The organism is Shewanella sp. SR43-8, assembly GCF_014163775.1.
Classification (GTDB): Bacteria; Pseudomonadota; Gammaproteobacteria; order Enterobacterales; family Shewanellaceae; genus Shewanella; species Shewanella vesiculosa.
On sequence record NZ_JACJDX010000005.1, the window covers coordinates 151,892 to 174,426 of the forward strand.

Here is a 22,535-nt window from a genome sequence, read left to right on the forward strand (position 1 = left end):
TTGGGTAATAAATGAATATTGAAAATGATGTGATCGACAATTTAGCTGAATTAGAACGCTTTTTACTGTCGGTGGAAAAGGGCGGTTTAGGTTTAGAAGGCGTTGCCGGTGTCGGTATGGCAACCAGTAATGCCGATGGTCGTCATTTTGTTGCGGTATTTGGTGATAACCACAAGCTATTACTCGGTCGCTGGGTGACACCTGAGGTCTTCGAAAACGGTCAAGACATAGTTAAAAATGGGGTTAAATCGAAGCACTGATTGTTGACTCTATTTTATTTAAAAAAGGGGGCAGAAATTCATTTCTGCCCCCTTTTTACGATTTACTACTTAGGATAATTACTTATCTGAATTGGTTGAGCCAATTTTATGAATGGCTAAGTCTGCACCAATAAATTCATCTTCTTGGCTCAGGCGTAAACTCGATAGTTTATTCACTAAGCCATAGACGATAATACCGCCAACTAATGCGACAACGACCCCGGCAATAGTGCCAACAAGTTGCGAAGTAAAGCTCACTCCGCCAAGACCACCTAAGGCTTGCTGACCAAAAATGCCTGCAGCAATTCCCCCCCAGACACCGCATAAACCATGTAAAGGCCATACACCTAAAACATCATCGATTTTACTGCTGCGTTGTAATTTGGTGTATACCAATACAAATAACCCCCCAGCCACACCGCCAACCACAAATGCGCCAATAGGATGCATTAAATCAGAACCGGCACACACAGCCACTAAGCCTGCTAGTGGTCCGTTATGAATAAAACCAGGGTCATTTTTGCCAATGATAAGCGCCACAATAGTGCCACCCACCATGGCCATTAAACTGTTTACTGCCACTAAACCGCTGATCCCGCCAAGCGTCTGTGCTGACATGACGTTAAAACCAAACCAGCCGACAATCAGCACCCATGAGCCTAAGGCTAGAAACGGAATGTTCGATGGCGCAAAGGCAATGCCGGGTTTACGGCCGCGGCGGGCGCCAAGCAAATAAATAGCGACTAGTGCTAACCATCCGCCCATGGCATGGACGACGACAGAGCCAGCAAAATCATGAAATTGAGCACCAAATTGGCTGTCTAACCAGGCCTGAAAACCAAAGTTACCGTTCCATATAATCCCTTCAAACAGGGGATACACAAAGGCAACAATCAATGCTGAAGCCAATAAGAAAGGCCGAAAGCTCCCGCGTTCAGCAATCCCCCCAGATACAATTGCTGGAATGGCTGCTGCAAAGGTTAATAAGAAGAAGAATTTAACCAGTTGATAACCGTTATCTGTGCTTAATGCTTCTGCGCTGACAAAGAAGTGGTTACCGTAAGCAATTTGATAGCCAATGACAAAATAAGCGAGGGCTGAAAAAGCAAAGTCGGTTAAAATTTTTACCAAGGCATTAACTTGGTTTTTGTGTCTTACAGTACCCATTTCTAAAAATGCAAAGCCAGCGTGCATGGCTAATACCATAATTGCACCAAGTAAGATAAACAAGGTGTCCGCGCTTTGTGCAATTACGCCAATAGCATCACTAATATTATTCATTTTAGTTTCCACAAAACAATTCTCTATTGAAATTCATGCGTTTATAGAGCAAAAATCATTCCTAAATCACAGGCCACCTATCATTTAGTTGATCTCTCGTGGTGCAAACGTATGAAAATATTGCTTAAATAATCTATAAAATGTTCAATGTGAGTGCATTTTTTGGGCAGGTGAATGCTGAAAAGTAACACCTATGACTGATAATTATGCTGTTAATGCTTTAGTTTGGTGCATTGCCGCTTGCATTTGGTGCGTTGCATAATCAGCCGATTAACTTTATGTTAACAATGTTGTTTAAGATAAATCGTTTAAGTAATCAGTCGACAATCAGACGTTTTATGACTGTTCGAATTCACGCTTTTGGTTTCTAGTTCTTAATGTTAGGTTCTTAATTCCAATCGTTAGAAATCTTAATGCTTTATCAGTACTAACAAGTCACTAGCATGCCCAATAATAACTAAAATGGCGGGAGTAATATGACAGCAGTAAGAGTGGCAGGCGTGGGGATGATCCCCTTTTGCAAACCGGGCCATCATCAACCGTACCGAGTTATGGCGGCTAAAGCGATTAGGTTAGCATTAACCGATGCCAACCTTGATGCTAAATTGATCGAGCAGGCTTATGGTGCATATATTTATGGCGATAGTACCTGCGCTCAGCATGCATTTTACGATGTCATTCAAAGCGGTATTGCGATCATTAACGTCAACAATAATTGCTCTAGTGGTTCGACAGCGTTATTTTTAGCGCGCCAGGCGGTATTGTCAGGCCAAGTGGATTGCGCATTAGCATTTGGCTTTGAAGAAATGCAACCTGGAGCATTGGGCTCTCACTGGACAGACAGAGAAAGTCCGTTCGAGCGTCTTGACCCCGTGTTACAACAATTCAATGCCCCACAAGGCCCAATCGCACTTCGCGCCTTTGGTGCTGCCGGGCGTCACTATATGGACCAGTATCATGTAGGCGCTGATATTTTTGCTAAGGTAGCTGAAAAGTCGCGGCGTCATGCATTACAGAATCCGTACTCTATGTTTTCAACGCCATTAACTTACCAGCAAGTGCTTGATGATAAAGTTATCTATGATAGTTACTTAACTCGGCTTATGGCATGTCCACCAACCTGCGGTGCTGCTGCAACCATAGTGTGCAGCGAGCAATTTGCTCGCAAACACGGGATTACATCCAAGGTAAATATTATTGCGCAGGCAATGGCGACGGATACCGAGCTGTCGTGGCAAGATCCAATGTATGCCGTTGGTAAAGGCATGACACAACGGGCAGCTGAGCAGGTTTACCACCAGGCCGGTATTGGTCCTGCTGATATCGATGTGATTGAGTTACATGACTGTTTTACCCCTAATGAAGTGATCACGTACGAAGCATTAGGTTTATGTGCTGAAGGCGGCGCTGCAGAATTGATTGCCAACGGTGACAATACCTATGGTGGCCAATACGTTATTGGTCCGTCTGGGGGCTTGATGTCTAAGGGGCACCCTATTGGTGCGACTGGGCTAGCACAATGTACTGAATTAACGTGGCATTTACGCGGCCAAGCCGGAAATAGGCAAGTGGATAATGCCAAATTTGCCCTACAACACAATGTTGGCTTAGGTGGTGCGGTGGTGGTGACCTTATATGGCGTTTAACTAACGGTTTTATTGCATGCTGCGCTACATTGCCGTCGATATATGAGGGAAATGAAGCGCAACACTGTGGGCCGTTCGTTAACTGGCTTTTTTACGACTAAAAGTACGGCGGGAAAAGGTCACCACACTGAATGAAAGAATCAAGGTGCCAATAAGCGATACCAAGGTGATCAGCATGACATAACTGGCAGGCATATTAAGTCCATCATGTAATGGTCTAACAAAGCTAGCCACTTTACCTGCAAATGATCTGTCACTGTGTTTGAGTACCGATTCAATTGTGCCTTGTTGGTAATTGATGCTGATACGGTCGGCTTCTCGTAACCAAACACCCTGATGTTGATCAAATTGGATGCTATATATCAGCTGTTGTGGCGTGTCGCTATCAGGCTGTGGGCCTTTATTCGGTGTTGAGCGAGGCTTACTTACAGAGATCAGTTCTGCCTCAGGCCAAATTTGCTGTGCGCTAGTGAGCTGACTTAACCAATCGTTTGCTTGGCTAACAGGATAAGCAACTTGCTCGAGTGCGGCTTTTGGTTTGAGAGCACCAGTCCATAAACTGTTATAAGTAATTAAAAAACCACTGACACACAATATAAATAACGGTACTGAAATGAACAGTCCTAATTGAATATGGCTTTTAAGCAAACTGCTTGAGCGAGTATTTTTAGGCAAGCTCTGCTTTAGTCGAAATCCCTTACGAACTCGCCACCACAGATAAATACCAATTAAGGTGACAATACCGCCAGCCAGCGAAGCCCAAGCATTGATGTATTTGCCGCCATTATCGATCAGAAAATTACGATGTAACCAGAAAGCCGTTTCATAGAAAGGTAAGTCAAATGAAGAGCTACTGCTGAGTTCATTGAGTTGATTGTCTAGGGCTATCGCTTTACCCCGAGTACTAGCTTGAATATATGGGGTATGCTCGGTCGGAAAACGAATAGTACTCATGCTAGGGTAGCGCTCGAATAAACGGCTTACCGTATCGGCTTTTTGTTCAAGGGTGAGCGGCACAAATGCCTGACCTTTGTTGTCTGTGCGCTTAAGTAAATCAACGCTCCCTAAATAAACGCCTGTCGTTAATACAATTAGCATTGTGATACTAATGAAAAAACCTACCCAGTTATGAAACCATTTTAACGCCGAAACCATGCTCATTTTGTTTACTCTATTACACACTGTCGAATTGCAGCTGGTTATAAACCAGCTGATTTTTATTGTGTTTTCAATTTAATCATCAAACCACAATCTAGGGAATGATAATTAATCTCATTTAATTATTCAATTAAAGAAGTGTAAAGATGGCGTGATTGAGTAGGTTTCAAGCTTTATTGTAATTCGCCGTGCGGCAATTTAACCCAAGCTAAGGTTAATTGATTTACTGACCACTGTGGTTAAGGTGTTTACTGACAAATCATCACTCTTTGTAGGCTGGCGCATTATAACTCGCTAACATGGACACTTAATATGACCCCTGATATGACCGCTAATACCAATGCCAGTGTTTACACAAATGGCATTGGTATTATTTACGCTTGGTCATAGATTTTTTGTGAAAGAGTGTCTGTCGACACTCTTATACTAGTGCCACATTAATCACTTGTTTACTTGATGGCGTAATGATTACCGGGATCGATTTTGATGTTGGGGTAGATGAACCGACTCCGACACTGTTAATGGAGACTAGCGGATTTGTTTCAGGGTAATAGGCGGCAATGTTACCGCGCGGGATATCATAAAAAACCACACTGAAGCCTGATACTTTGCGAACGATGTTGTCGTTGGCGATAGACTGTATATCAATAAGTTGGTCTTCAACGAGATTAAGCTGAACGGCATCTTGTTGGTTCATGAACAATACATTCCGCTTGCCTTTAATACCGCGATATCGATCATCCATACCGTAAATCGTGGTGTTGTACTGGTCGTGAGATCGCAGACTTTGCAGTAACAAAATAGGGTGTTGTTCGGCGGATGACTGAGTTGTTTGTGCGTTGCTTGAACAATCTGCGATGACAGAATCGGGCAACTCACTCGGATTAAATTGAGCTAATTGATTACTGGTATTCCAAACCAGCTCAGCTGCGCTATTGCCGAGATAAAATCCGGCTGGTTGTTCGATTCGTTGATTAAAATCGCTAAATCCAGTAATCGTGTTTTCGATAAGATTGCGGATAAGGCTATAGTCGTCGCGCAGAGCTAGCCAGTTGAGCTTATTGCCTGCATGACTTTGATTGGTATGGCTGTGATTGAGATGACTGAAGGTAGCATGAGCCATTTGGGCGACAATATCGATTTCAGATAAACACTGTTCTGAGACTGGGTCGGTCATACCTGTTGACGCATGAACCATGCTGAAGGTGTCTTCAACGGTGATTTTTTGAATACCGCTAACTTGCTGGTCTAATTCGGTGCGACCTAGACAAGGCAAAATTAATGCATCGTGAGTCACTTGTAAGTGGCTGCGATTAAGTTTGGTGCTAATTTGCACATTGAGTTCAGCATTGCGCATTGCTTGGTAAGTAAAGTCGGTATCAGGTGCCGCCGCTGCAAGATTACCGCCTAAGCATATTAACACTTTACTCTGTTTACTGTGCAGCGCTTTCAGTGCTTCAACCACATTGTGGCCCGCTAGGCGCGGTAAGGTGGTAGCAAAGTAATTATCCAATTTATCGATAAAATCGGCAGATGGCTTTTCATTAATGCCCATAGTGCGGTTACCTTGCACATTACTGTGACCACGGACAGGGCATAATCCAGCGCCTTTTTTACCTATTTGACCACACAGAAGGTGCAGGTTAATCACTTCGCTTATGATGTCGACCGAATGCTTGTGCTGAGTTAACCCCATGGCCCAGCAGCTGATCACGGTTTTACTGTTACTGAACAGCGTGGCCGCTTGAATAATCTGTGCTTTTGTTAGCCCAGATTGTTGTTCAATTTTATCCCAGCTCGTGTGCTTAACTTTGTGTTGATAGTCTTCAAAAAACGCACTGTGCTGTTGAATAAAGTCATGGTCAATTTTGTCTGGACGTTGTTCAATAATAAATTTAGCCATACCGCGTGCTGCTGCCATATCGCCGCCCAACTTAGGGGTTAAATACAAGTGACTAATGGTGGTGGCTGCTGGAGTGAGCAATTCTATGGGATTTTGTGGACTGGCGAATTTTTCTAAGGCGACTTCTTTAAGATTATTAAAGGTCACAATTTTACAGCCTTGCTTGGCAGCCTTACGCAGAGTATTCATCATTCTGGGGTGGTTGGTACCAGGATTTTGGCCAAACACAAAAATGGCTTCCGCGGCGTCAAAGTCTTCAAGTACCACGGTACCTTTACCAATGCCGATTGATTTAGTTAGTGCAACCCCGCTGGCTTCATGGCACATATTAGAGCAATCGGGAAAATTATTGGTGCCATACAGCCGCCCAAATAATTGGTAAAGATAAGAGGCTTCGTTACTGGCGCGGCCAGAAGTGTAAAACTCAACTTGATCTGGGCGACTTAAGCTGTTGAGCTTGGTGGCGATGATCGAAAAAGCTTCAGACCAGGTAACCGGTTCATAGTGATCGGTGACAGCATTAAAGCGCATCGGTTCGGTTAAACGGCCCTGATACTCTAGCCAATAGTCAGTTTGTTTTGCCAGTTGGCGCACTGAATATTGGCTGAAAAACTCGCGTCCAACTCCTTTACCGGTCGACTCCCATGCCACTGCTTTAGCACCATTTTCGCAAAACTGAAATGCACCTTGTTTGTTATCACCCCATGCACAACCTGGGCAATCAAAACCATCGGTTTGGTTAACGCGAAGTAAGTTTTTGAGATTTTGCTTGGTCTGTTGGCTACGCAGTACATGAGTAAACGTCGCTTGCAGTGAAGGAAAACCACCGGCTTTGGTTGGTTTTTGATAATGACTAGACATTGATTTCTCCGATAGGGCTCAGCGATAAACGGTTAACATCGAAATGAGCATCGTAATTTGAATAATAAATAGGCGCTGAATACTTGGGGATGTGAATAATATTAAGGTTATATTGTAGTGCCAGTTTGACTGCGAGTTGGCTGGGCGAGGCAAGACTAATAAGGTTATTAGCGCCAAAAAGAACCGCTTTATGGATTAACTCACTACTGCAACGACTGGTAATTAATAAGGTATTACATGATGTTTCTTGAGTCGTGGTTGTTTGCCTTAGTAACATGCCGATAAGTTTATCGAGGGCATTATGGCGGCCGATGTCTTCACGACAGGCAACAATATCACCTTGTGCTGTTAAGCCCAGGGCAGCGTGTATTGCGCCACTTTGCTGCGCTTTTATTTGGCTGTCAGTTATACGCTGTTTCAGGCTTTCAACATCAGTAATGTCAATGGGACGGGTGATGGGCAATATGGATAATTGTGGCAGTGCATGTTCTATTGCTTCAACCCCGCAAATCCCGCAACCGGTAGCCCCAACGAGTCGACGTTTTTTACTGTTTAAGGCGTATAGACAACGATTAGAAATGGTTACTTCAACAATAAAGCCGTTATCAGATGGCGTTATTTGAATATCATGCACGTCATGATCGTGTTGAATAATCGCTTCTGAAAACAAAAAACCAATGGCAAAGTCTTCAATGTTATCTGGCGTTACCATCATCACAGCATAGTTAATGCCGTTAATGCTAATGGCAGCCGCCGCTTCCTCTACCAGATGTTCTATGGGGGGTAACCATTTGTATGCAGCATTCATGGGCGTAGACTCAAAACGGGATCTTAATCACAGTTTAGTGACCGCTAATGCACAAAGCCAATCAAACAAATTTATGCGGTGATAGTTTTTATCTATTAATATGTTGAAATTGATAGCTAGCATTAAGGGCGAGGGATGAATCTTAGACAGTTACATTATTTTTATGAGCTAGCAAAGTTTAAGCATTTTGCTAAAGCAGCCAAGGCTTGCCATATTACTCAGCCTACCTTATCGGCCAGTATCACGGCTTTAGAAAAAAGTTTTGGTACTGAGCTGGTAGTGCGTGGCAGTCAGTTTGTCGCGTTAACCGATGCTGGGCAGATTGTGTTGCGCTATGCTGAAAAAATGCTCTTGGATCAAGTGGCGTTAAAGCAAGAACTCAGTGTATTTAGTGGGCCGTTAATTGGTTCTCTTCGGATTGGTATTGTGCCGCAGTCGAGTGTGGATATTATGCCGATCATTAAACAATTCAATGAGCTGCATCCTAATATTACGATTACCTTGTTGGTGACCACTAATGAAAAGCTCATCGAGCAACTGACCTTACATCAAATCGACATAGGTTTGGGGTTTGATGACAATCTTACTGAGGCGAATCGGCGCACATTTTATTTTTATCCTCAAATGGATAACGATATGGCCGTGCTAGCAAGTCAAACATTAGTGTCGCAACTTGATACCCCACTGAGCGATGGGGCATTAGCCCTTAAGGATTTGCAGCAAAGGCCATTGGTATTGTTAAGCCAAAATATGCAGTTTAGGCAATATATTGATAATGCGCTGGCACAATCTCAGTTACGTTTTAATGTGGTGTTAGAAACTGATTCGCTATTTCATTTAGTCAGTGCGGTAAAGCACGATATTGGTTATGCCATTGTCAGTAGTGGTATTGCCAAATCGGCTGAAAAATTATTTAATTTACATTATTGGCCATTGCAACATATTCAATCAGGTAACACAGTGTTTATTACCCGTAAATACAGTGTGTCGCCAGCAATGAACGAGTTTGTGAGTTTGATTAATACGGGCTAATTTCTGCCTTTGTTTACCATTTGAGCGCCATGCTAGTCAATCTATGGTGGTGAATATGATGCATCACACTTGATTAAGCTTGGCTGGTGACATCTTAACGGCAGCAAACATCAACCCCACTTAAGACAACAGGATTTTTGATAGGCTATTGGCGCTTTAAATGATTAGCAGTTAACTGTGGTTTATGTTTGCTGCTAGCCTGTGAATGTTGATATAATAGCGGGCTAAAAAATTATCTATTCACAGACTTTTTTATCTCGCAATCACTGCCACATCGCCTGCAGGAATAACTATGATTAACCACTTTAGTGTACTGGGCGTTAGACCCAATGCCAAAGAAGATGACATAAAAAAAGCCTATAAACGTTTATCGAACAAGTACCATCCTGACAAGTTACTTGGGGCGTCTGATGATGAGAAACAACAAGCATCGGTTCAGCTCCAACGAGTCAAAAAAGCTTACGAAGTGTTATCAGATAAAAAGCAGCGAAATGCGTTTATCAATGATTTTAACAACGTAATTGTCACTGATCCCACTGCCGCAATGCGGGAGTTGTGGGACGAATATTATTCCTGAGTATCCCATGGCTAAACATCTTAATATTTCACGCATTAATGAGCTAAAAAATAATGCCCATGACAATATCGAATCTTATAACGATCCTGATACGCCCAATGCACTAGCAAAGTTTACCAGCCAAATCAGAGCGATATTGTTGGCCGATCCTGGGATGCTCGATTCTGTCCCTGAATATTTACCGGTAGCGCTTTATGATAGAGTCAAGTTCTCTCCTGAATCAAAGCGTCAATGGGCACATTGGATTAGCTTGAATATTCATCCTAGCTGGGATGAGTTTAAAACCACGATTGCATTTAACAATGCAGATCTACCTCTAGCACTTGCGGTACGCAAATACAGCGAAGATCTGCTCATTGAAAGTTGTGCTGTGGTGTATTTGTTGGAGACGCAGGGAGAGTCTGCGCCCAAGCAAATCGCTGATGAGGATGATTCTGATGGTCTTCATGAGCATGAGCGTGATGAGAACGATGACGACAATGACTATGATAGCGATGAAGAAGGTTATTATGACCAATATGATGAGGATATCGAATGAACAGTCTCATTGAAATAACCGCCGCTGAAATACAAGAGCTGGCGAATGTTGAGCCTAAACAGGCAAGCAAGAGATTTGAGTTAATTGCGTCGTCAATGTCTGATGATCAGTTGGTTGAAGTTATAGAAAAAATGGACATAGTTACGCTGACGCAAATTAACAGTCAGCATGATATTTCGTGTCCATCGATCATGTCTGAGCTTATGTCGCCAGAACAGATCCGTGACATCGTCTGCCAGCAACCGCTTTACTGGGAAGAAAAAATCAAGAGTAATGCTGAAGAGTTAATGCATCATACGTTTGATTTTATGACTTATCTTATCCGTATCCAGGACAGCGAAGAAAAACAAACTGCTATTTTAGAATGTTTGGCTGAAGACCCAGCGGCACTGTTTTATCTATCGATCCCCTTTATTGAGCTTATCTTAGGTGGTAGCAGTGATGATGAAGATGAGATTAACGATACTTTTGATGATGAAGCGGATGAGGAAACCGTGGGGTATTCTGATTGGCAAGCCGATGAAGAAGCTCATAGTCTGAGCATTGATGATCCGCGAAGTTTGCTGGCGCTGATCCGCGATAGAGCACCTAATGTCGAGAAGTCGATCAAGAACATGCTGCGTAATACTGGCTCTGACTGGCAGTTAATTATCAGCCAATTTGCCAGCGAATTAGTGATTCAGGCGAAAGAAAAGAACCAAGTCACTGACGAGTATGCTGAAGTTGATGACATGTTTAGCTTTCTTGATTAAGGGTTCTGCAAATGCAATTGGTATTACGTGACGAAAATCAGGGTCCCTATTTGAGTCGGGTGTTGGCTTATGGCCGAACCGAAGATGTGCTTAGTAATGAGCAATTGGGACAGATCAAAGCGAAAGCCATTTTGATGAGCCTTAAGTTCGCAGATAAGTTTTATAACAAGTATAAAATGCATTTGCTTGAAGAAGCGGCGCAAGATGTGATTGGTATTGTGAGTATTGGTTTGATGGCGTTGTCGGACCAAAATCAAGATAATGCTATTGCGTTGCTGCTCAATGATGACGGCGTGGTTAAGTCGTTTCAGAAAGGCTGGGGTATGCTAACTAAAGTGAGCCAGTACAGGCTTCATGGTAAATCGGTTTATGGCGATGTGGATAAAATCTTGCTTGATCAAGTGTCGAGTCCACCGGATTGTGATGAGTGGCAAGGTTGGGTTTATTATCAAGAAGCCTTAACCGAGCATAATCGCCAGCAATCTATTAATGCATTGTTAGCTCAGTTTTATATTGCTGGCACCTTTGACCCTATGGATTATATCAATCTTGAAAGTACCTTAGCAGAAGCTGTGCTTTATCGGATATTTTTCGACGGTAAAAAAGTGCGCCCAGATCTTAAACGGCGTATGACGAGTGTAGAACTTCAGCCGCAGTGGTTTAGTCTCGAATTTATCGAGCAACAAACTAAGCTCGCCCTGGCTGAGTTACCTAAGGAGCTTGAAGCTGCTATCCGTTTGGATTTAGGTAAAAACTTTAACTCTGCACTGCTACGCACATTAAATTTCTCTCGAAGTTATCAAGAGTTGGCTGCTCAAAATGCCTCTCCTGAGCGATTAGAGCGATTTGAATACAAGGAAGGTTTAGTCGGTCTTCTTGGTTGGCCCATCTATATCGTCATGTAATGTCACTTTAGGAAGCTTACTTGTGTGTAAGCTTCCTCTATTCGCTTGGTATGTTATTCAAGGTTCTGATTAGCACCGTTATTTACTTAGCTGCTTGATGCCCTTCATCTGATATTGATTTAAGCCTAGTCCTGTCATTTTTTGTTCTTGCTATAACAAATGATTCTTGAGTTGCTACTACAAAAGCATATTAATCAGCCTAGAATTAACCGACCTACAGTGTTGTGGATGGTACAGCTATTATTAACGATTGCTGAAGTACGGTTGTTGTTGGTATCTTATTGGTTTTGTGCCATATTTTAGTTCAAACCATCATCTTGTAGTCACATGTTTTCGTGAGAAATACCGCTCAACTGAGTGATAAGTGACTGTATTTAAAAGTTAACTTATTACTAGCTTGTACGTTAAGTGTTCCTTAGGCCGTGTTTGCTGGCCATTTTTTGTGTTGATTAACTGTCTTTAGGAGCCATTATGTTCAGTAGCCTACGTGCTTATCGTTCGTCAATTATATTGCTGGGTGCTTTATTGCTTGGTGGGCTATTCGGTGGCTTAGCGCCTGAACTCGCCATAAAGCTCAAGCCGATAGGGCAAATTTTCCTTAATCTATTGTTTATGATCATCGTACCTCTAGTGGCTGTGAGCGTGATGTCATCTATCGCGCACATGACGGATTTAAAGAAATTAGGCGCGATACTGGTGTCGATTATGCTGGTATCAATTGTGATGGCAATTATTCCCGCTGTCGGTGTGGTATTGCTGGCGTTAGCGTACGATCCTGCCCAAGGCGTGACACTTGATTTAGCCAATACGGTTGATGCTGCATCAGGCGGTATGGATTTTGTTAGCTTGTTAACCACCAATGATTTTGTTGGTTTATTGTCTAAATCAAACATTTTGGCTTTGATCATTATGTCGGTGATTGGTGGTGTGGCCATTGGTCAATCAGGTGAAGATGGCCAGAGAGTTGGACGCATGCTAGACAGTTTAAATACTGTGATCATGAAAGTTATTTCGCTATTAATGTATGTTGCGCCTATTGGGCTTGGAGCTTATTTTGCTGCGACCATGGCTAGCCAAGATACTGAGTTAATGGGCACGTTTGCTCGAGCTGTTGGATTATTTTTTGTCGCAATGGCGTTATATATTACCTTAGGTTCAACTCTATATGCATGGATTGGTGGCGGAGTAAAAGGGGTTAAGCAGTTTTGGCAACATATGCTTGAACCCGCAGTGACGGCATTAGGCACTAGTTCATCATTAGCGACATTACCTGTGACCATTCGTAGCGCCGCTAAAATGGGCTTAAACGAGCAAATTGCAGAGATTAGTTTGCCATTATTAGTGAATCTTAATAAAGGTGGTGCAGCAGCGATCACCGCGCTAAAAATCGTGTTTATCTATTCGCTATTAGGTCTCGATTTTACTCCAGATGTGTTTATGCTGACGATTTTGATTTCGGTATTGTCTGCATTTATCATTGGCGGAGTCCCGGGAGGAGCATTTTTAGGCGAAATTTTTATTGTGACTACCTTAGGTTTACCGATGGAAGTTATCCCTATTTTAGTGGTCATTGGTGCAATCACCGATGCCGCATCGACAGTGATTAATGTGGTACATGATTTAACCGCGACCCAAATTATTCAGCGTATTAATGGCAAACATTATGTGCCTAAAATACTCGATAGCGAGCTGAGTGAGGCAATTAATAAAGCCAATTAAAAAGCTTACTATGCTATGTCATTGCTTGATATTGATTATGCAGTGGCATTTATTAAGCCACTGCCACGCAATTGCGCCCTTGTGATTTAGCTTTGTATAAGGCTTTGTCTGCACGCTCTAATATGCTGTCAGCAGAGTCTTGTGAATTGTATTGTGCAACGCCTAAGCTTATTGTGAGTGCCATACCTTGAATATTTTGCTTGGCGACATATTGGCGTAATCTTTCGGTTAGCTCTATGGTGTCATTTAAGGTTGTATTGAGTAATACCATCACAAACTCTTCACCTCCCCAACGTACTAGTAAATCATTATTGCGCATTTGGCTTTGGAGTAAATGCGCCAATTCACATAAGACTTTATCACCTACCAGATGACCGTGATTATCATTGATGCGTTTAAAATGATCGATGTCGATCATCACTACCGAAATAGGCGATTGAAAACGAGATATCAGCTTAAGTAACCTTGGTTCGGTGGGGTTTTTATCATCTCCGCCAATATCAATCGATGGCGATTTATTATCTCGGCTGTCAGAATCAGGCATTACGTCGTTATTCACGGCTTTAATGGCCAGCAGTTGTTCTAGAACCTTATCGAGTTTGTCGCGGTTATACAGCCCGGTGAGTTTATCTGTTTCAGCCATTTTTTGGATTTCTAAATTGCGAAGTGCGAGCTTCTGATAGCCGGAAAAACGAGTTTTTTCGTAAAACCTAATCAGTAAAACTTGTGCTATACACACTTCGATAATATTAAATAAGGCTTGAGTTCTAATCGTTACAGGCTCAGGGTCTTGAGTTTGCTGGTACACCAAAAAAGCACATACGGCGAAGGTGAGGCATGAAATTAGTGTTCCCCATTTCCGTCCTATAAGAAAAAATGAAATCAGTGGGACGAGCGTTGACCAAAATAATGAGTAGGATTGACCCTTAGCTGAAATGGCAAATAGCATGATTAAGCTGCTCACCATTATGGTGGTCGCCCAAGAGGCTATTTTAACATGTCCTGTTTTGCGGAAATGGTAGAAAATAACAAATGAAATACATAAGCCAACACTATCGAGTAAGGTGTATTCTAAGCTGTTAAAATACAAAAGATTAATCAGGGCAAGAATGAAAAAGTAGCTCATTGTAATCAGCAATGTATAGCCGATTAATTGGACTCGCCAGTAATCGGGATGATCTGGTGGATATTGGGCGAATTGTTTTAACCAAAATTTCATCGTAAGCAAATTCCAAAGTAAAATTCTATCAATGCTAACCGTAAAGCCTGGTAATCATAGGGGGCTATATTTCAGATTATGCGAGCACCAGCAATAATGATTATGAGAGAAAATATAATAATAACGGCCACCTAGTCAGTTGTTTTATGTGCTGTGGTATCGAAACAAATCCTATTATTGTATGACTCGGTTAAAACAGACTTAACTTGATGATAATTAGCGTAGAGCCCCGAGATAAGCTGTTTATTTTATGGCTGATGGATACTTCTTTTGATTGTCTTTAGTTCAGCAGCGAACCCAACAGCCTCTAATGCTCAATAATTTGTCTGTATGAGTATAGGCTATTTTAGCTATGCCATTGTCTATATTGATAATCACTAAGGTGACATTAGTTAGCTTCACTGTTTGAGTGAGTATATTTTGCAATAAACGGGTGTTAACTTGTTTATAAGCAGCTATTGAATGAGTGTATACGCACACTTGAAGCCTGAGCTCTGGCAAAGTATCATGCGCTTTTTATTGCGATGAGCCCGTATAATGCGCTATTTAACCACTCGTTATCATACTGATACTCCAGCAGAATTTATTGATGCCAATCAAAAAACTATGCTGACTCGTATTGCTGCCCGTGCAATTGTCATTCGTGATAATCAAATATTGATGCTTTATACCCAACGCTACCATGACTATTCATTACCAGGTGGTGGAGTCGATGCGGGCGAGGAGATAGAGCAAGGGCTCATTCGGGAGTTACAAGAGGAAACCGGCGCGCAAGAGATCCGCAATATTAAGGAATTTGGCTTATATGAAGAATACCGCCCATGGCAGCGAGAGGGTTATACATCGGTGAACATGCTGTCTTATTGCTTCACTTGTGAGATCGACAGTCAGCTGGGTGAGACTCAATTTGAAGCCCATGAAATCAATAATGGCATGGTGCCGGTGTGGATTGATATTGATGAGGCTATAGCGCATAACTTAGATACGATTGCCAATAGCAGTAAAAAAGGCTTATCGATTGAACGAGAAACCTTTCTACTGAAGCTGATCAAACAAGAGTTACTGTGAGCGAGGCGTAAGCTACTCGTGAGCCTGTCATCAGTGAGTGCGGGCGATAATCAAGTCATTCTCAGCCAGAACAGTGCCATTGGGCCAATGGTATTAACATCAGCCTAGTTCATCGAGCTAACCAATAGATAACTCTTTTGCTCTTGATGTTGCACACGCCATTGCATTGGCGACAAGCTCATCGAGATCGCCATCTTGAAATGCCAATATTGCCTGTTCTGTTGTGCCCTTAGGGGAGGTCACTTGGTGGCGCAGGTTAGCCAAATTATGCTGACTTTTCATCGCCATAGATATTGCTCCCATTGCACTTTGAAGCACTGCTTTAGTGGCAGTTTCTTGTGGCAGCCCTTGTTCGACAGCCGCTTTTTCCATTGCTTCTAAAAATAAGAATAAATACGCTGGAGAGCTACCCGCCGCCGCCACTATGGTCGACATTTGGCTTTCTTCTGTTAACCATACCGTTTCACCAACAGCCCGCATGAGTCTTTCTGCTAGGGCAATATCATGTTTGTGAGTGTCGGGACTTGCATATAAACCTGTTAATCCTTCACCAATGGAGGTCGGTAAGTTTGGCATGGCGCAAATGACTTTGGGTGAAAAATGTAATTTCTGGCGCAGTGTGGCATGTTTGACTCCTGCGGCAATTGAGATAACTAATTTACGGTTATCGTGCTGCATCACTTCACTTAATTGCTCACACACTACCGGTACAACAAAAGGTTTAACGGCAATAATGATGACATCTGCAAACGCAACTGCGGCGGTATTGTCTTGATGTACTTTTACATTGAATGTATCGATTAAGTCGTGTCGGGTGGTTTGACTTGGGGCGCACACTAGAATATTGGCACTGTTGTGACCTTGTTTCAGTAGGCCGCTGATAATAGCTCTGGCCATGTTGCCACCACCGATAAAGGCGATACAGGTATTGGGATCTAATGACTGATGTTGAACGATGGGAACCTCCGAAAGTTTCGCTAAAAAGAAAAGGCCATGCTTTCGCTTGGCCTTTTATCTGTGGTGCCGACTGGATTATGCGCGAACTTGACCTTCACCACTGACTAAGTATTTCTCAGTCGTGAGTGACTCAAGGCCCATTGGGCCGTAGGCATGTAATTTACTGGTCGCAATACCAATTTCTGCACCTAGACCGAGTTCGCTACCATCAGAAAAACGTGATGATGCATTTACCATCACGACTGAGGCATCCACTGTGCGTTGAAAACGCGTAGCCGTTAACTCATTTTGAGTACAAATCACTTCTGTGTGATGGCTACCAAAGCGACGAATATGATTAATCGCATGGTCAAAGTCAGTCACTTGGCGAATAGCAATTTCTAAATCTAAATACTCTTGGCCAAAATCATCATCGCTAATAACATTGGCATGCTCAAAGTATTGTTGGGCATTCTTGCTGACATTAATACGTACTTTATGTGCGGCAAGCTCGGCTGCTACTTTCGGTAAAAATGTGGCTGCTACGTCTTGATGTACCAGTAATCCCTCTAGGGCATTACATACGCCAGTGCGTTGGGTTTTACCATTCAGTAATAAAGACATTGCAATATCGAGGTCTGCGTCTTTATCGACATATAAGTGACAAACACCTTTAAAGTGTTGAATAACAGGGATTTTACTGTTATCTGTCACAAAGTTGATCAAACCTTCTCCACCGCGTGGAATAATCACGTCAATAAAGTCACGTTGCTGCATAAGCTCCAGCATTAAAGCGCGATCTGGGTCGGGTACAACTGTGATCAGTGCGGTAGGTAACTGATATACTTGCAACACATTTTGTAAGATAGAAGCAATGATTTTACTTGAATTAAGCGCTTCTTTACCACCACGCAATATCACAGCATTACCTGATTTAAAGCATAACGCACCGGCATCAGCGGTAACATTAGGGCGTGCTTCATAAATCATGCACACAACCCCTAAAGGCACGCGCATTTTTTGAATGTTAAGCCCATTAGGTCGCTGGCATATTTCGCGCACCATACCGACAGGATCGGGTAATGATGCAACGGTTTCGATGCCTGCCGCCATGGATTCAATACGATCAGGTGTCAGTGTCAATCTGTCTATCATCGCCGCGCCTAAGTCAGCTTTTTCGGCGTGTTCAAGATCTAATAAATTCGCTTTAATGATATCGTCGCTGTGTGCCCTAAGCGCACGAGCCATATCAAGTAAGATGGTGTTTTTAACTTTTTCATCTAATAGGGCTAGAGTTTGTGCAGCTGTTGCTGCGGCTTGCGATAAATCTTTAATTAAACTCATATGTGCTCCAAAATGGCGATGTTTTTGTCAGAGATCAGTGGGCCCGTTTTTTGTTGGGCGTTATTAGCAAATTCACGATCTTCCTGGTCTGCAATAAAATGTAATAAACAACTACTGTAGTTTGATTTGGCTTTTGCCAATTTAGTGCCATCGCCTTTGCGCACTAAAACAGTATCGCCGACGGAAAAGTTGCCTCTTACGGCCACTACATCGTCAGTGGTTAGTTGGGTATCATGTTCTTCAAGGTCCGCGCTAAAGTCATTGTCGACAATTAACTCACCTTGAATTTGTGAGGTATGCATCATCCAATGCAAGTGTTCTTGCATAGGTACATCATACGGGGTAAATAACGTACCCGGATTCTGACCTTTTAAAAGTTGATTAAAGGTATCTGCGTCGAATCCATCGACAATCATGGTTTCAATTCCGTGAGAAATCGCTTTCTCTGCCGCTTCGATTTTAGTTTGCATCCCGCCAGTACCTACGCTACTAGTCGCTCCGCCAGCCATTGCGTAGATTTCAGCATTAATCTCACTTACTTGCTTAATTAGTGTGGCATCTTCATGTAAATTAGGGTTTTTGTTATAAAGCCCTTTTACGTCAGAGCAAATAATTAACGCATCAGCATCTGCTGCAGCTGCCACCATAGCTGATAAATTATCATTATCACCCACACGTAATTTGGCTGCTGTGACAGCATCATTTTCGTTAATAATGGGCAGCAAGCCATTGTCTAACAGAGTAAAAATTGTATTTTTAATGCTGATATAACGGTCACGGTCGCGTAAATCACCATGGGTCAGTAATAGCTGCGCTGAAGGGAAGTCAAATAACTTATCCCAGGTCGCCATCATATCTGCCTGGCCTGCTGCAGCCATGGCTTTTTTAAGTGAAATACTTGGCTCTGCAGTTTCAGCAAATCGATGTTTACCAGCGGCAACTGAACCCGAAGACACCAAAACTACTTGGCACCCTTGAGCACGACAGGTCGCGATAAATTGGGCTATACCTAACAAATAATGGCTGCTACAACCTTGTTGATGGGGCGCAATTAATGCGCTTCCCACTTTAACCACAATCCGTTTCCAATGTGAAGTTGACATAGTATTGTTCTCCATTACTGTTGCTCGGTTAAAACACGATTCGCTTCATGGAAGGTATCGACTGTTTTATTACAAGGATCCGAGTCAAGAGCACTGGTAATCCAAATCACTACGCTACTAACAATAAAACCAGGGATCATTTCATAAATCACGCTGGTTAATGCTTTTCCGTCGCCAAGTACAGGAGCATATATCCAAAAGAGGACGGTAGCTGCACCCGAGACAATACCCGCAACAGCGGCTTTATGAGTAAGGTTTTGTTTATAAAGACTGAATAATACTAATGGACCGAACGCGGCACCAAATCCAGCCCAAGCATTACTCACTAACGATAAAATACTGTTAGAACGATCAAGTGCTAACAAACTCGCCACAATGGCAACGCCTGCTACACCATAACGGCCCATTTTGACCATTTCTTGTTCAGTTGATTCTTTCTTTGATACCACTCGATAGATATCTTCAGTTAGTGAGCTTGATGATACTAATAACTGTGAAGATATCGTGCTCATAATTGCGGCTAAAATAGCTGCCAATAAGAAACCACTGATTAGAGGGTTAAACAATAATTCTGAAAATATAATAAAGATGGTTTCAGGATCACTGACTTTCATATCAAATTTATTGGCATAAGCAATACCAACAAGACCTGTCGCCAGCGCACCAACGATAGTGACTGTCATCCAGCTCATGCCAATTCTGCGGGCAATTTTGATATCAGACACTGAACGGATAGCCATAAAACGCACAATAATATGCGGTTGGCCAAAATAACCTAATCCCCAAGAAAGACTAGAAATTAACCCGAGTATGGTGACATTTTGCATAGCATCAGAAAAGTGCGGAATCGACTGATAAGCGTAGTCCAACATTTTATCTGCACTACTAAACTCTTGGTAGGCAACAATAGGTACCAAAACCAAGGCAACAAACATAATACAGCCTTGAACAAAGTCAGTCATACTCACGGCTAAAAAACCACCGAGTAGGGTGTAAGAAACCACAACACCTAAGGTAACTATCAGACCAAGTTCATAATTTAAATCAAATGCCGAAACAAATAACTTTCCGCCAGCAACTAATCCTGCAGAGGTATATAAGGTAAAGAAGATGACAATGATAACCGCTGCGATAATCCGTATATGGCTATTAGGTGCATGAAAGCGTTTTGCAAAAAACTCTGGGATGGTCAACGAGTTGTCCGCTACTTCGGTATAAACCCTCAGTTTTGGCGCGACAATTAAATAATTAACCAGAGCACCAAGTAATAGGCCTATTGCAATATAGATGGTTTCAAAACCCACTAAGAACATTGCACCAGGCAAGCCCATAAGCATCCAACCACTCATATCCGATGCGCCAGCTGATAGTGCGGTAACTTGTGGGCTGACTTTTCGGCCACCCAAAATATAGCCAGATACATCGCTTGTTGATTGTTTATAAGCAAACAATCCAATGCCTAGCATTACCATGAAATAAATTGCTAATGAGACATAGGTTAGGTAATGCATGAATTATTTGCCTCCCAACGCTTTGTGATTTTGAATCCCTTCAGGTTTCAACATAACAAAGAGATAGGTGCTTAAAAGAGCGCACAAACATAATAATTGCGAAGCTTCTTTCAGCTTTAACGTCACTGTGTTCCACATATTCGTAATGAGATTTTCTTCGCTTAAAGTGCCTGTTGACATAATGTCCTCCTGGGTTAGAGCTAATCGGTTTATTGTTTAAGGATTTAAATTTAACAATAAAAAACCACCAAGATAGTTAGTGGTCTAATCATAATAGCATGATTAGACGTCAAATTTCCAATTGATTATCGGATAAGGCTACTTTAGAGGGGTTTATCTCGACTGTGCATGCTGTTATTGGCCATGCTATTTGAGCTGACAGGGCCATACTTGATGAGCTGGAGAGGGCTTTTTTACGATTGTTATTATTCAATCATGTAGCTGAATACTCTCATGAGAATATAAATTGTTGTAAATTATATTTTTTATTTATATGTAGGATCAGTTTTGTTGTTTTAGGGCCATTTGATTGGCATATCAGAGTCTTTGATAGGGTGTTTAATCATCGAAATATTAATCGAATAATTATTTTTATATTTTATTTCAGTATCTTATGTTTGTTTTTGATAGTTAACGTGTAACAAGTAAATAGACTTTTCATTATGTTTTATTGATTTACACACTTTTTATTGATGCATATAGAGGGTTAGGATAAATGGTAAAGCCATAACACTATTGTTATTGCCGACGATGATTTTTCATCTCAGTTAAAGTGACTCGTTGTGTTATGGCGCGATTATCTAATCCATTACTCGATTCAATATGCACGTTCGCGCAGCGGATGTATCGATTAGTTCACCTTGCTAATAATTACAGCTCAAATGGTTTTTGTTCAAATTATTTTTATGTTTGACAGTTTGTATCGCAAAGCCACTTTTAGCGTTAACGGCTCGGTTTGCAATTGGGGTTGAGTTGATTATGTAAAGTAGTGGATACATTTTATCGAGGTTACTAGTGCCTGATTTTGCCAGTATCACCTTGTTAAACAATCTAAAATTCTTATTCAGTTTAGTCAGGCTTAGGCATTTATCTGATGTATTATTAACATAAGTTGCCCCAGTGATAGCGTTGATATTTGAAGAATGTGAGATCCAGGTTGCGCTTAAACACAATAATATTGTATTTAAATAGACGTTCGGTCTAATATAATTGTTATGAACAATTTAAGCTTAGATATAATAATGAGTGCAGATATAAGTCCAAGCCAGAAACCCCGTCGTGGAAGGCCCCCTAAAGTGTCGCGTGATAATCCAGATACACGGGCCGAGCTTATTCGAAGTGGTCTAGAACAACTGACAGAACAAGGCTTTGCTTCATCGGGTATTGAACCGATTTTAAAAAAAGTGGGCGTCCCCAAAGGCTCCTTCTATCATTATTTTGCTAGTAAAGAAGCATTTGGTCAGGCGGTATTGAAAAATTATGCCGACTATTTTTTACATAAGCTGGAAGTTCATTTACTGGACGAATCATTTTTGCCACTAAGGCGAATTAGGAATTTTGTCGACAATGCCAAAGCAGGCATGATCCGTTATAAATTTAAGCGTGGTTGTCTAGTGGGTAACTTAGGGCAAGAAGTTGGCGTATTACCAGAAAGTTTTAGGCCGCAAATTATTGAGATATTGGTGAGTTGGCAAGACTGTCTAGCTCGGTGTCTTAAAGAGGCGCAATTACATGGAGAGCTGGCAGAAAGTGCAAACTGTCAACTTTTAGCTGAAAACTTTTGGGTCGGTTGGGAAGGGGCTGTCAGTCGAGCAAAGTTGGTGCAACAGGCCACACCGCTGGATAATTACTGCGATCTTTTTATGGCTGCATTACCCAAGCAACGTTAGCTTAGCCACTCTATTTTAAGTTGGT

The 22,535-nt window shown here is 42.1% G+C and carries 20 protein-coding genes; 10 read left to right on the plus strand and 10 right to left on the minus strand.

Going from position 1 to position 22,535, the window contains the following annotated elements; translation table 11 throughout:
• The first annotated feature begins 11 nt into the window (after positions 1-11).
• On the plus strand, positions 12-260 hold the full coding sequence (locus H5114_RS08070; protein ID WP_124015488.1) for a hypothetical protein: 249 nt from the start codon (positions 12-14) through the stop codon (positions 258-260).
• Positions 261-338: 78 nt separating this feature from the next.
• On the opposite strand, the gene H5114_RS08075 is transcribed toward H5114_RS08070, so the two are convergent.
• Entirely contained in the window at positions 339-1,541 is a 1,203-nt protein-coding gene (locus tag H5114_RS08075; RefSeq protein ID WP_182722652.1) for an ammonium transporter, read from the minus strand.
• A gap of 476 nt (positions 1,542-2,017) precedes the next feature.
• Between H5114_RS08075 and H5114_RS08080 the strand changes: the two genes are divergently transcribed.
• On the plus strand, positions 2,018-3,187 hold the full coding sequence (locus tag H5114_RS08080; RefSeq protein WP_182697541.1) for a lipid-transfer protein: 1,170 nt from the start codon (positions 2,018-2,020) through the stop codon (positions 3,185-3,187).
• 78 nt (positions 3,188-3,265) lie between these two features.
• On the opposite strand, the gene H5114_RS08085 is transcribed toward H5114_RS08080, so the two are convergent.
• The 3 genes from H5114_RS08085 to fdhD all read right to left on the minus strand — a co-directional run bounded on the left by H5114_RS08085 (position 3,266) and on the right by fdhD (position 7,917).
• A complete protein-coding gene (locus H5114_RS08085) occupies positions 3,266-4,348 on the minus strand; it encodes a PepSY domain-containing protein (RefSeq protein ID WP_182697540.1) in 1,083 nt (360 codons plus the stop codon).
• A 418-nt stretch (positions 4,349-4,766) separates the two neighbouring features.
• Complete coding sequence (locus H5114_RS08090; RefSeq protein ID WP_182722653.1) at positions 4,767-7,109, minus strand: FdhF/YdeP family oxidoreductase; 2,343 nt, start codon at positions 7,107-7,109, stop codon at positions 4,767-4,769.
• Complete coding sequence (gene fdhD / locus H5114_RS08095; protein WP_182722654.1) at positions 7,102-7,917, minus strand: formate dehydrogenase accessory sulfurtransferase FdhD; 816 nt, start codon at positions 7,915-7,917, stop codon at positions 7,102-7,104. The genes H5114_RS08090 and fdhD overlap by 8 nt, the downstream gene beginning before the upstream one ends.
• Positions 7,918-8,052: 135 nt before the next feature.
• Here fdhD and H5114_RS08100 point away from each other — a divergent pair, with 135 nt between their 5' ends.
• The 6 genes from H5114_RS08100 to H5114_RS08125 all read left to right on the plus strand — a co-directional run bounded on the left by H5114_RS08100 (position 8,053) and on the right by H5114_RS08125 (position 13,440).
• The gene (locus H5114_RS08100; RefSeq protein ID WP_182722655.1) at positions 8,053-8,949 is read left to right on the plus strand and encodes a LysR family transcriptional regulator; all 897 of its coding nucleotides are present in this window, start codon (positions 8,053-8,055) and stop codon (positions 8,947-8,949) included.
• Positions 8,950-9,241: 292 nt separating this feature from the next.
• A complete protein-coding gene (locus tag H5114_RS08105; RefSeq protein ID WP_124015496.1) occupies positions 9,242-9,526 on the plus strand; it encodes a J domain-containing protein in 285 nt (94 codons plus the stop codon).
• Positions 9,527-9,533: 7 nt separating this feature from the next.
• Complete coding sequence (locus tag H5114_RS08110; protein ID WP_182722656.1) at positions 9,534-10,064, plus strand: hypothetical protein; 531 nt, start codon at positions 9,534-9,536, stop codon at positions 10,062-10,064.
• Complete coding sequence (locus H5114_RS08115; protein ID WP_124015498.1) at positions 10,061-10,816, plus strand: hypothetical protein; 756 nt, start codon at positions 10,061-10,063, stop codon at positions 10,814-10,816. Before H5114_RS08110 ends, H5114_RS08115 begins: the two co-directional genes overlap by 4 nt.
• 11 nt (positions 10,817-10,827) lie before the next feature.
• Positions 10,828-11,721, plus strand: coding sequence for a hypothetical protein (locus H5114_RS08120; protein ID WP_182697535.1), 894 nt, complete (start codon positions 10,828-10,830; stop codon positions 11,719-11,721).
• A 471-nt stretch (positions 11,722-12,192) separates the two neighbouring features.
• Positions 12,193-13,440, plus strand: a complete 1,248-nt coding sequence (locus tag H5114_RS08125; protein WP_124015500.1) for a dicarboxylate/amino acid:cation symporter — start codon at positions 12,193-12,195, stop codon at positions 13,438-13,440.
• A gap of 52 nt (positions 13,441-13,492) precedes the next feature.
• On the opposite strand, the gene H5114_RS08130 is transcribed toward H5114_RS08125, so the two are convergent.
• Positions 13,493-14,659 carry a diguanylate cyclase gene (locus H5114_RS08130; protein ID WP_220492496.1) on the minus strand — a complete coding sequence of 389 codons (1,167 nt, stop codon included), beginning with the start codon at positions 14,657-14,659 and terminating at the stop codon, positions 13,493-13,495.
• Positions 14,660-15,196: 537 nt separating this feature from the next.
• Between H5114_RS08130 and H5114_RS08135 the strand changes: the two genes are divergently transcribed.
• Positions 15,197-15,727 (plus strand): NUDIX hydrolase, encoded by a 531-nt coding sequence (locus H5114_RS08135; protein WP_124015502.1) that lies wholly within the window; start codon positions 15,197-15,199, stop codon positions 15,725-15,727.
• Positions 15,728-15,844: 117 nt separating this feature from the next.
• Here the strand turns inward: H5114_RS08135 and proC are convergent, their stop codons facing one another.
• From proC to H5114_RS08160, 5 genes are all read right to left on the minus strand, one after another.
• Positions 15,845-16,684, minus strand: coding sequence for a pyrroline-5-carboxylate reductase (gene proC, locus H5114_RS08140; RefSeq protein WP_182697633.1), 840 nt, complete (start codon positions 16,682-16,684; stop codon positions 15,845-15,847).
• Between the two features lie 75 nt (positions 16,685-16,759).
• Positions 16,760-18,007, minus strand: coding sequence for a glutamate-5-semialdehyde dehydrogenase (locus H5114_RS08145; RefSeq protein WP_182697533.1), 1,248 nt, complete (start codon positions 18,005-18,007; stop codon positions 16,760-16,762).
• Positions 18,004-19,110 (minus strand): glutamate 5-kinase, encoded by a 1,107-nt coding sequence (proB, locus tag H5114_RS08150; protein ID WP_124015505.1) that lies wholly within the window; start codon positions 19,108-19,110, stop codon positions 18,004-18,006. The genes H5114_RS08145 and proB overlap by 4 nt, the downstream gene beginning before the upstream one ends.
• A 14-nt stretch (positions 19,111-19,124) precedes the next feature.
• Positions 19,125-20,621, minus strand: coding sequence for a sodium/proline symporter PutP (gene putP, locus H5114_RS08155; RefSeq protein ID WP_124015506.1), 1,497 nt, complete (start codon positions 20,619-20,621; stop codon positions 19,125-19,127).
• Positions 20,622-20,624: 3 nt separating this feature from the next.
• A complete protein-coding gene (locus H5114_RS08160; protein ID WP_165870053.1) occupies positions 20,625-20,801 on the minus strand; it encodes a hypothetical protein in 177 nt (58 codons plus the stop codon).
• 1,061 nt (positions 20,802-21,862) lie between these two features.
• Here H5114_RS08160 and H5114_RS08165 point away from each other — a divergent pair.
• Positions 21,863-22,510 carry a TetR/AcrR family transcriptional regulator gene (locus tag H5114_RS08165; protein ID WP_259395260.1) on the plus strand — a complete coding sequence of 216 codons (648 nt, stop codon included), beginning with the start codon at positions 21,863-21,865 and terminating at the stop codon, positions 22,508-22,510.
• Positions 22,511-22,535: the final 25 nt, after the last annotated feature.

Bases quoted from the DNA above. Each gene is read 5' to 3' on its own strand.
- H5114_RS08070 (WP_124015488.1), top strand. From the start codon at position 12: ATGAATATTGAAAATGATGTGATCGACAATTTAGCTGAATTAGAACGC.
- H5114_RS08075 (WP_182722652.1), bottom strand. From the start codon at position 1,541: ATGAATAATATTAGTGATGCTATTGGCGTAATTGCACAAAGCGCGGAC.
- H5114_RS08080 (WP_182697541.1), top strand. From the start codon at position 2,018: ATGACAGCAGTAAGAGTGGCAGGCGTGGGGATGATCCCCTTTTGCAAA.
- H5114_RS08085 (WP_182697540.1), bottom strand. From the start codon at position 4,348: ATGAGCATGGTTTCGGCGTTAAAATGGTTTCATAACTGGGTAGGTTTT.
- H5114_RS08090 (WP_182722653.1), bottom strand. From the start codon at position 7,109: ATGTCTAGTCATTATCAAAAACCAACCAAAGCCGGTGGTTTTCCTTCA.
- fdhD (WP_182722654.1), bottom strand. From the start codon at position 7,917: ATGAATGCTGCATACAAATGGTTACCCCCCATAGAACATCTGGTAGAG.
- H5114_RS08100 (WP_182722655.1), top strand. From the start codon at position 8,053: ATGAATCTTAGACAGTTACATTATTTTTATGAGCTAGCAAAGTTTAAG.
- H5114_RS08105 (WP_124015496.1), top strand. From the start codon at position 9,242: ATGATTAACCACTTTAGTGTACTGGGCGTTAGACCCAATGCCAAAGAA.
- H5114_RS08110 (WP_182722656.1), top strand. From the start codon at position 9,534: ATGGCTAAACATCTTAATATTTCACGCATTAATGAGCTAAAAAATAAT.
- H5114_RS08115 (WP_124015498.1), top strand. From the start codon at position 10,061: ATGAACAGTCTCATTGAAATAACCGCCGCTGAAATACAAGAGCTGGCG.
- H5114_RS08120 (WP_182697535.1), top strand. From the start codon at position 10,828: ATGCAATTGGTATTACGTGACGAAAATCAGGGTCCCTATTTGAGTCGG.
- H5114_RS08125 (WP_124015500.1), top strand. From the start codon at position 12,193: ATGTTCAGTAGCCTACGTGCTTATCGTTCGTCAATTATATTGCTGGGT.
- H5114_RS08130 (WP_220492496.1), bottom strand. From the start codon at position 14,659: ATGAAATTTTGGTTAAAACAATTCGCCCAATATCCACCAGATCATCCC.
- H5114_RS08135 (WP_124015502.1), top strand. From the start codon at position 15,197: ATGCGCTATTTAACCACTCGTTATCATACTGATACTCCAGCAGAATTT.
- H5114_RS08145 (WP_182697533.1), bottom strand. From the start codon at position 18,007: ATGAGTTTAATTAAAGATTTATCGCAAGCCGCAGCAACAGCTGCACAA.
- proB (WP_124015505.1), bottom strand. From the start codon at position 19,110: ATGTCAACTTCACATTGGAAACGGATTGTGGTTAAAGTGGGAAGCGCA.
- putP (WP_124015506.1), bottom strand. From the start codon at position 20,621: ATGCATTACCTAACCTATGTCTCATTAGCAATTTATTTCATGGTAATG.
- H5114_RS08160 (WP_165870053.1), bottom strand. From the start codon at position 20,801: ATGTCAACAGGCACTTTAAGCGAAGAAAATCTCATTACGAATATGTGG.
- H5114_RS08165 (WP_259395260.1), top strand. From the start codon at position 21,863: ATGAGTGCAGATATAAGTCCAAGCCAGAAACCCCGTCGTGGAAGGCCC.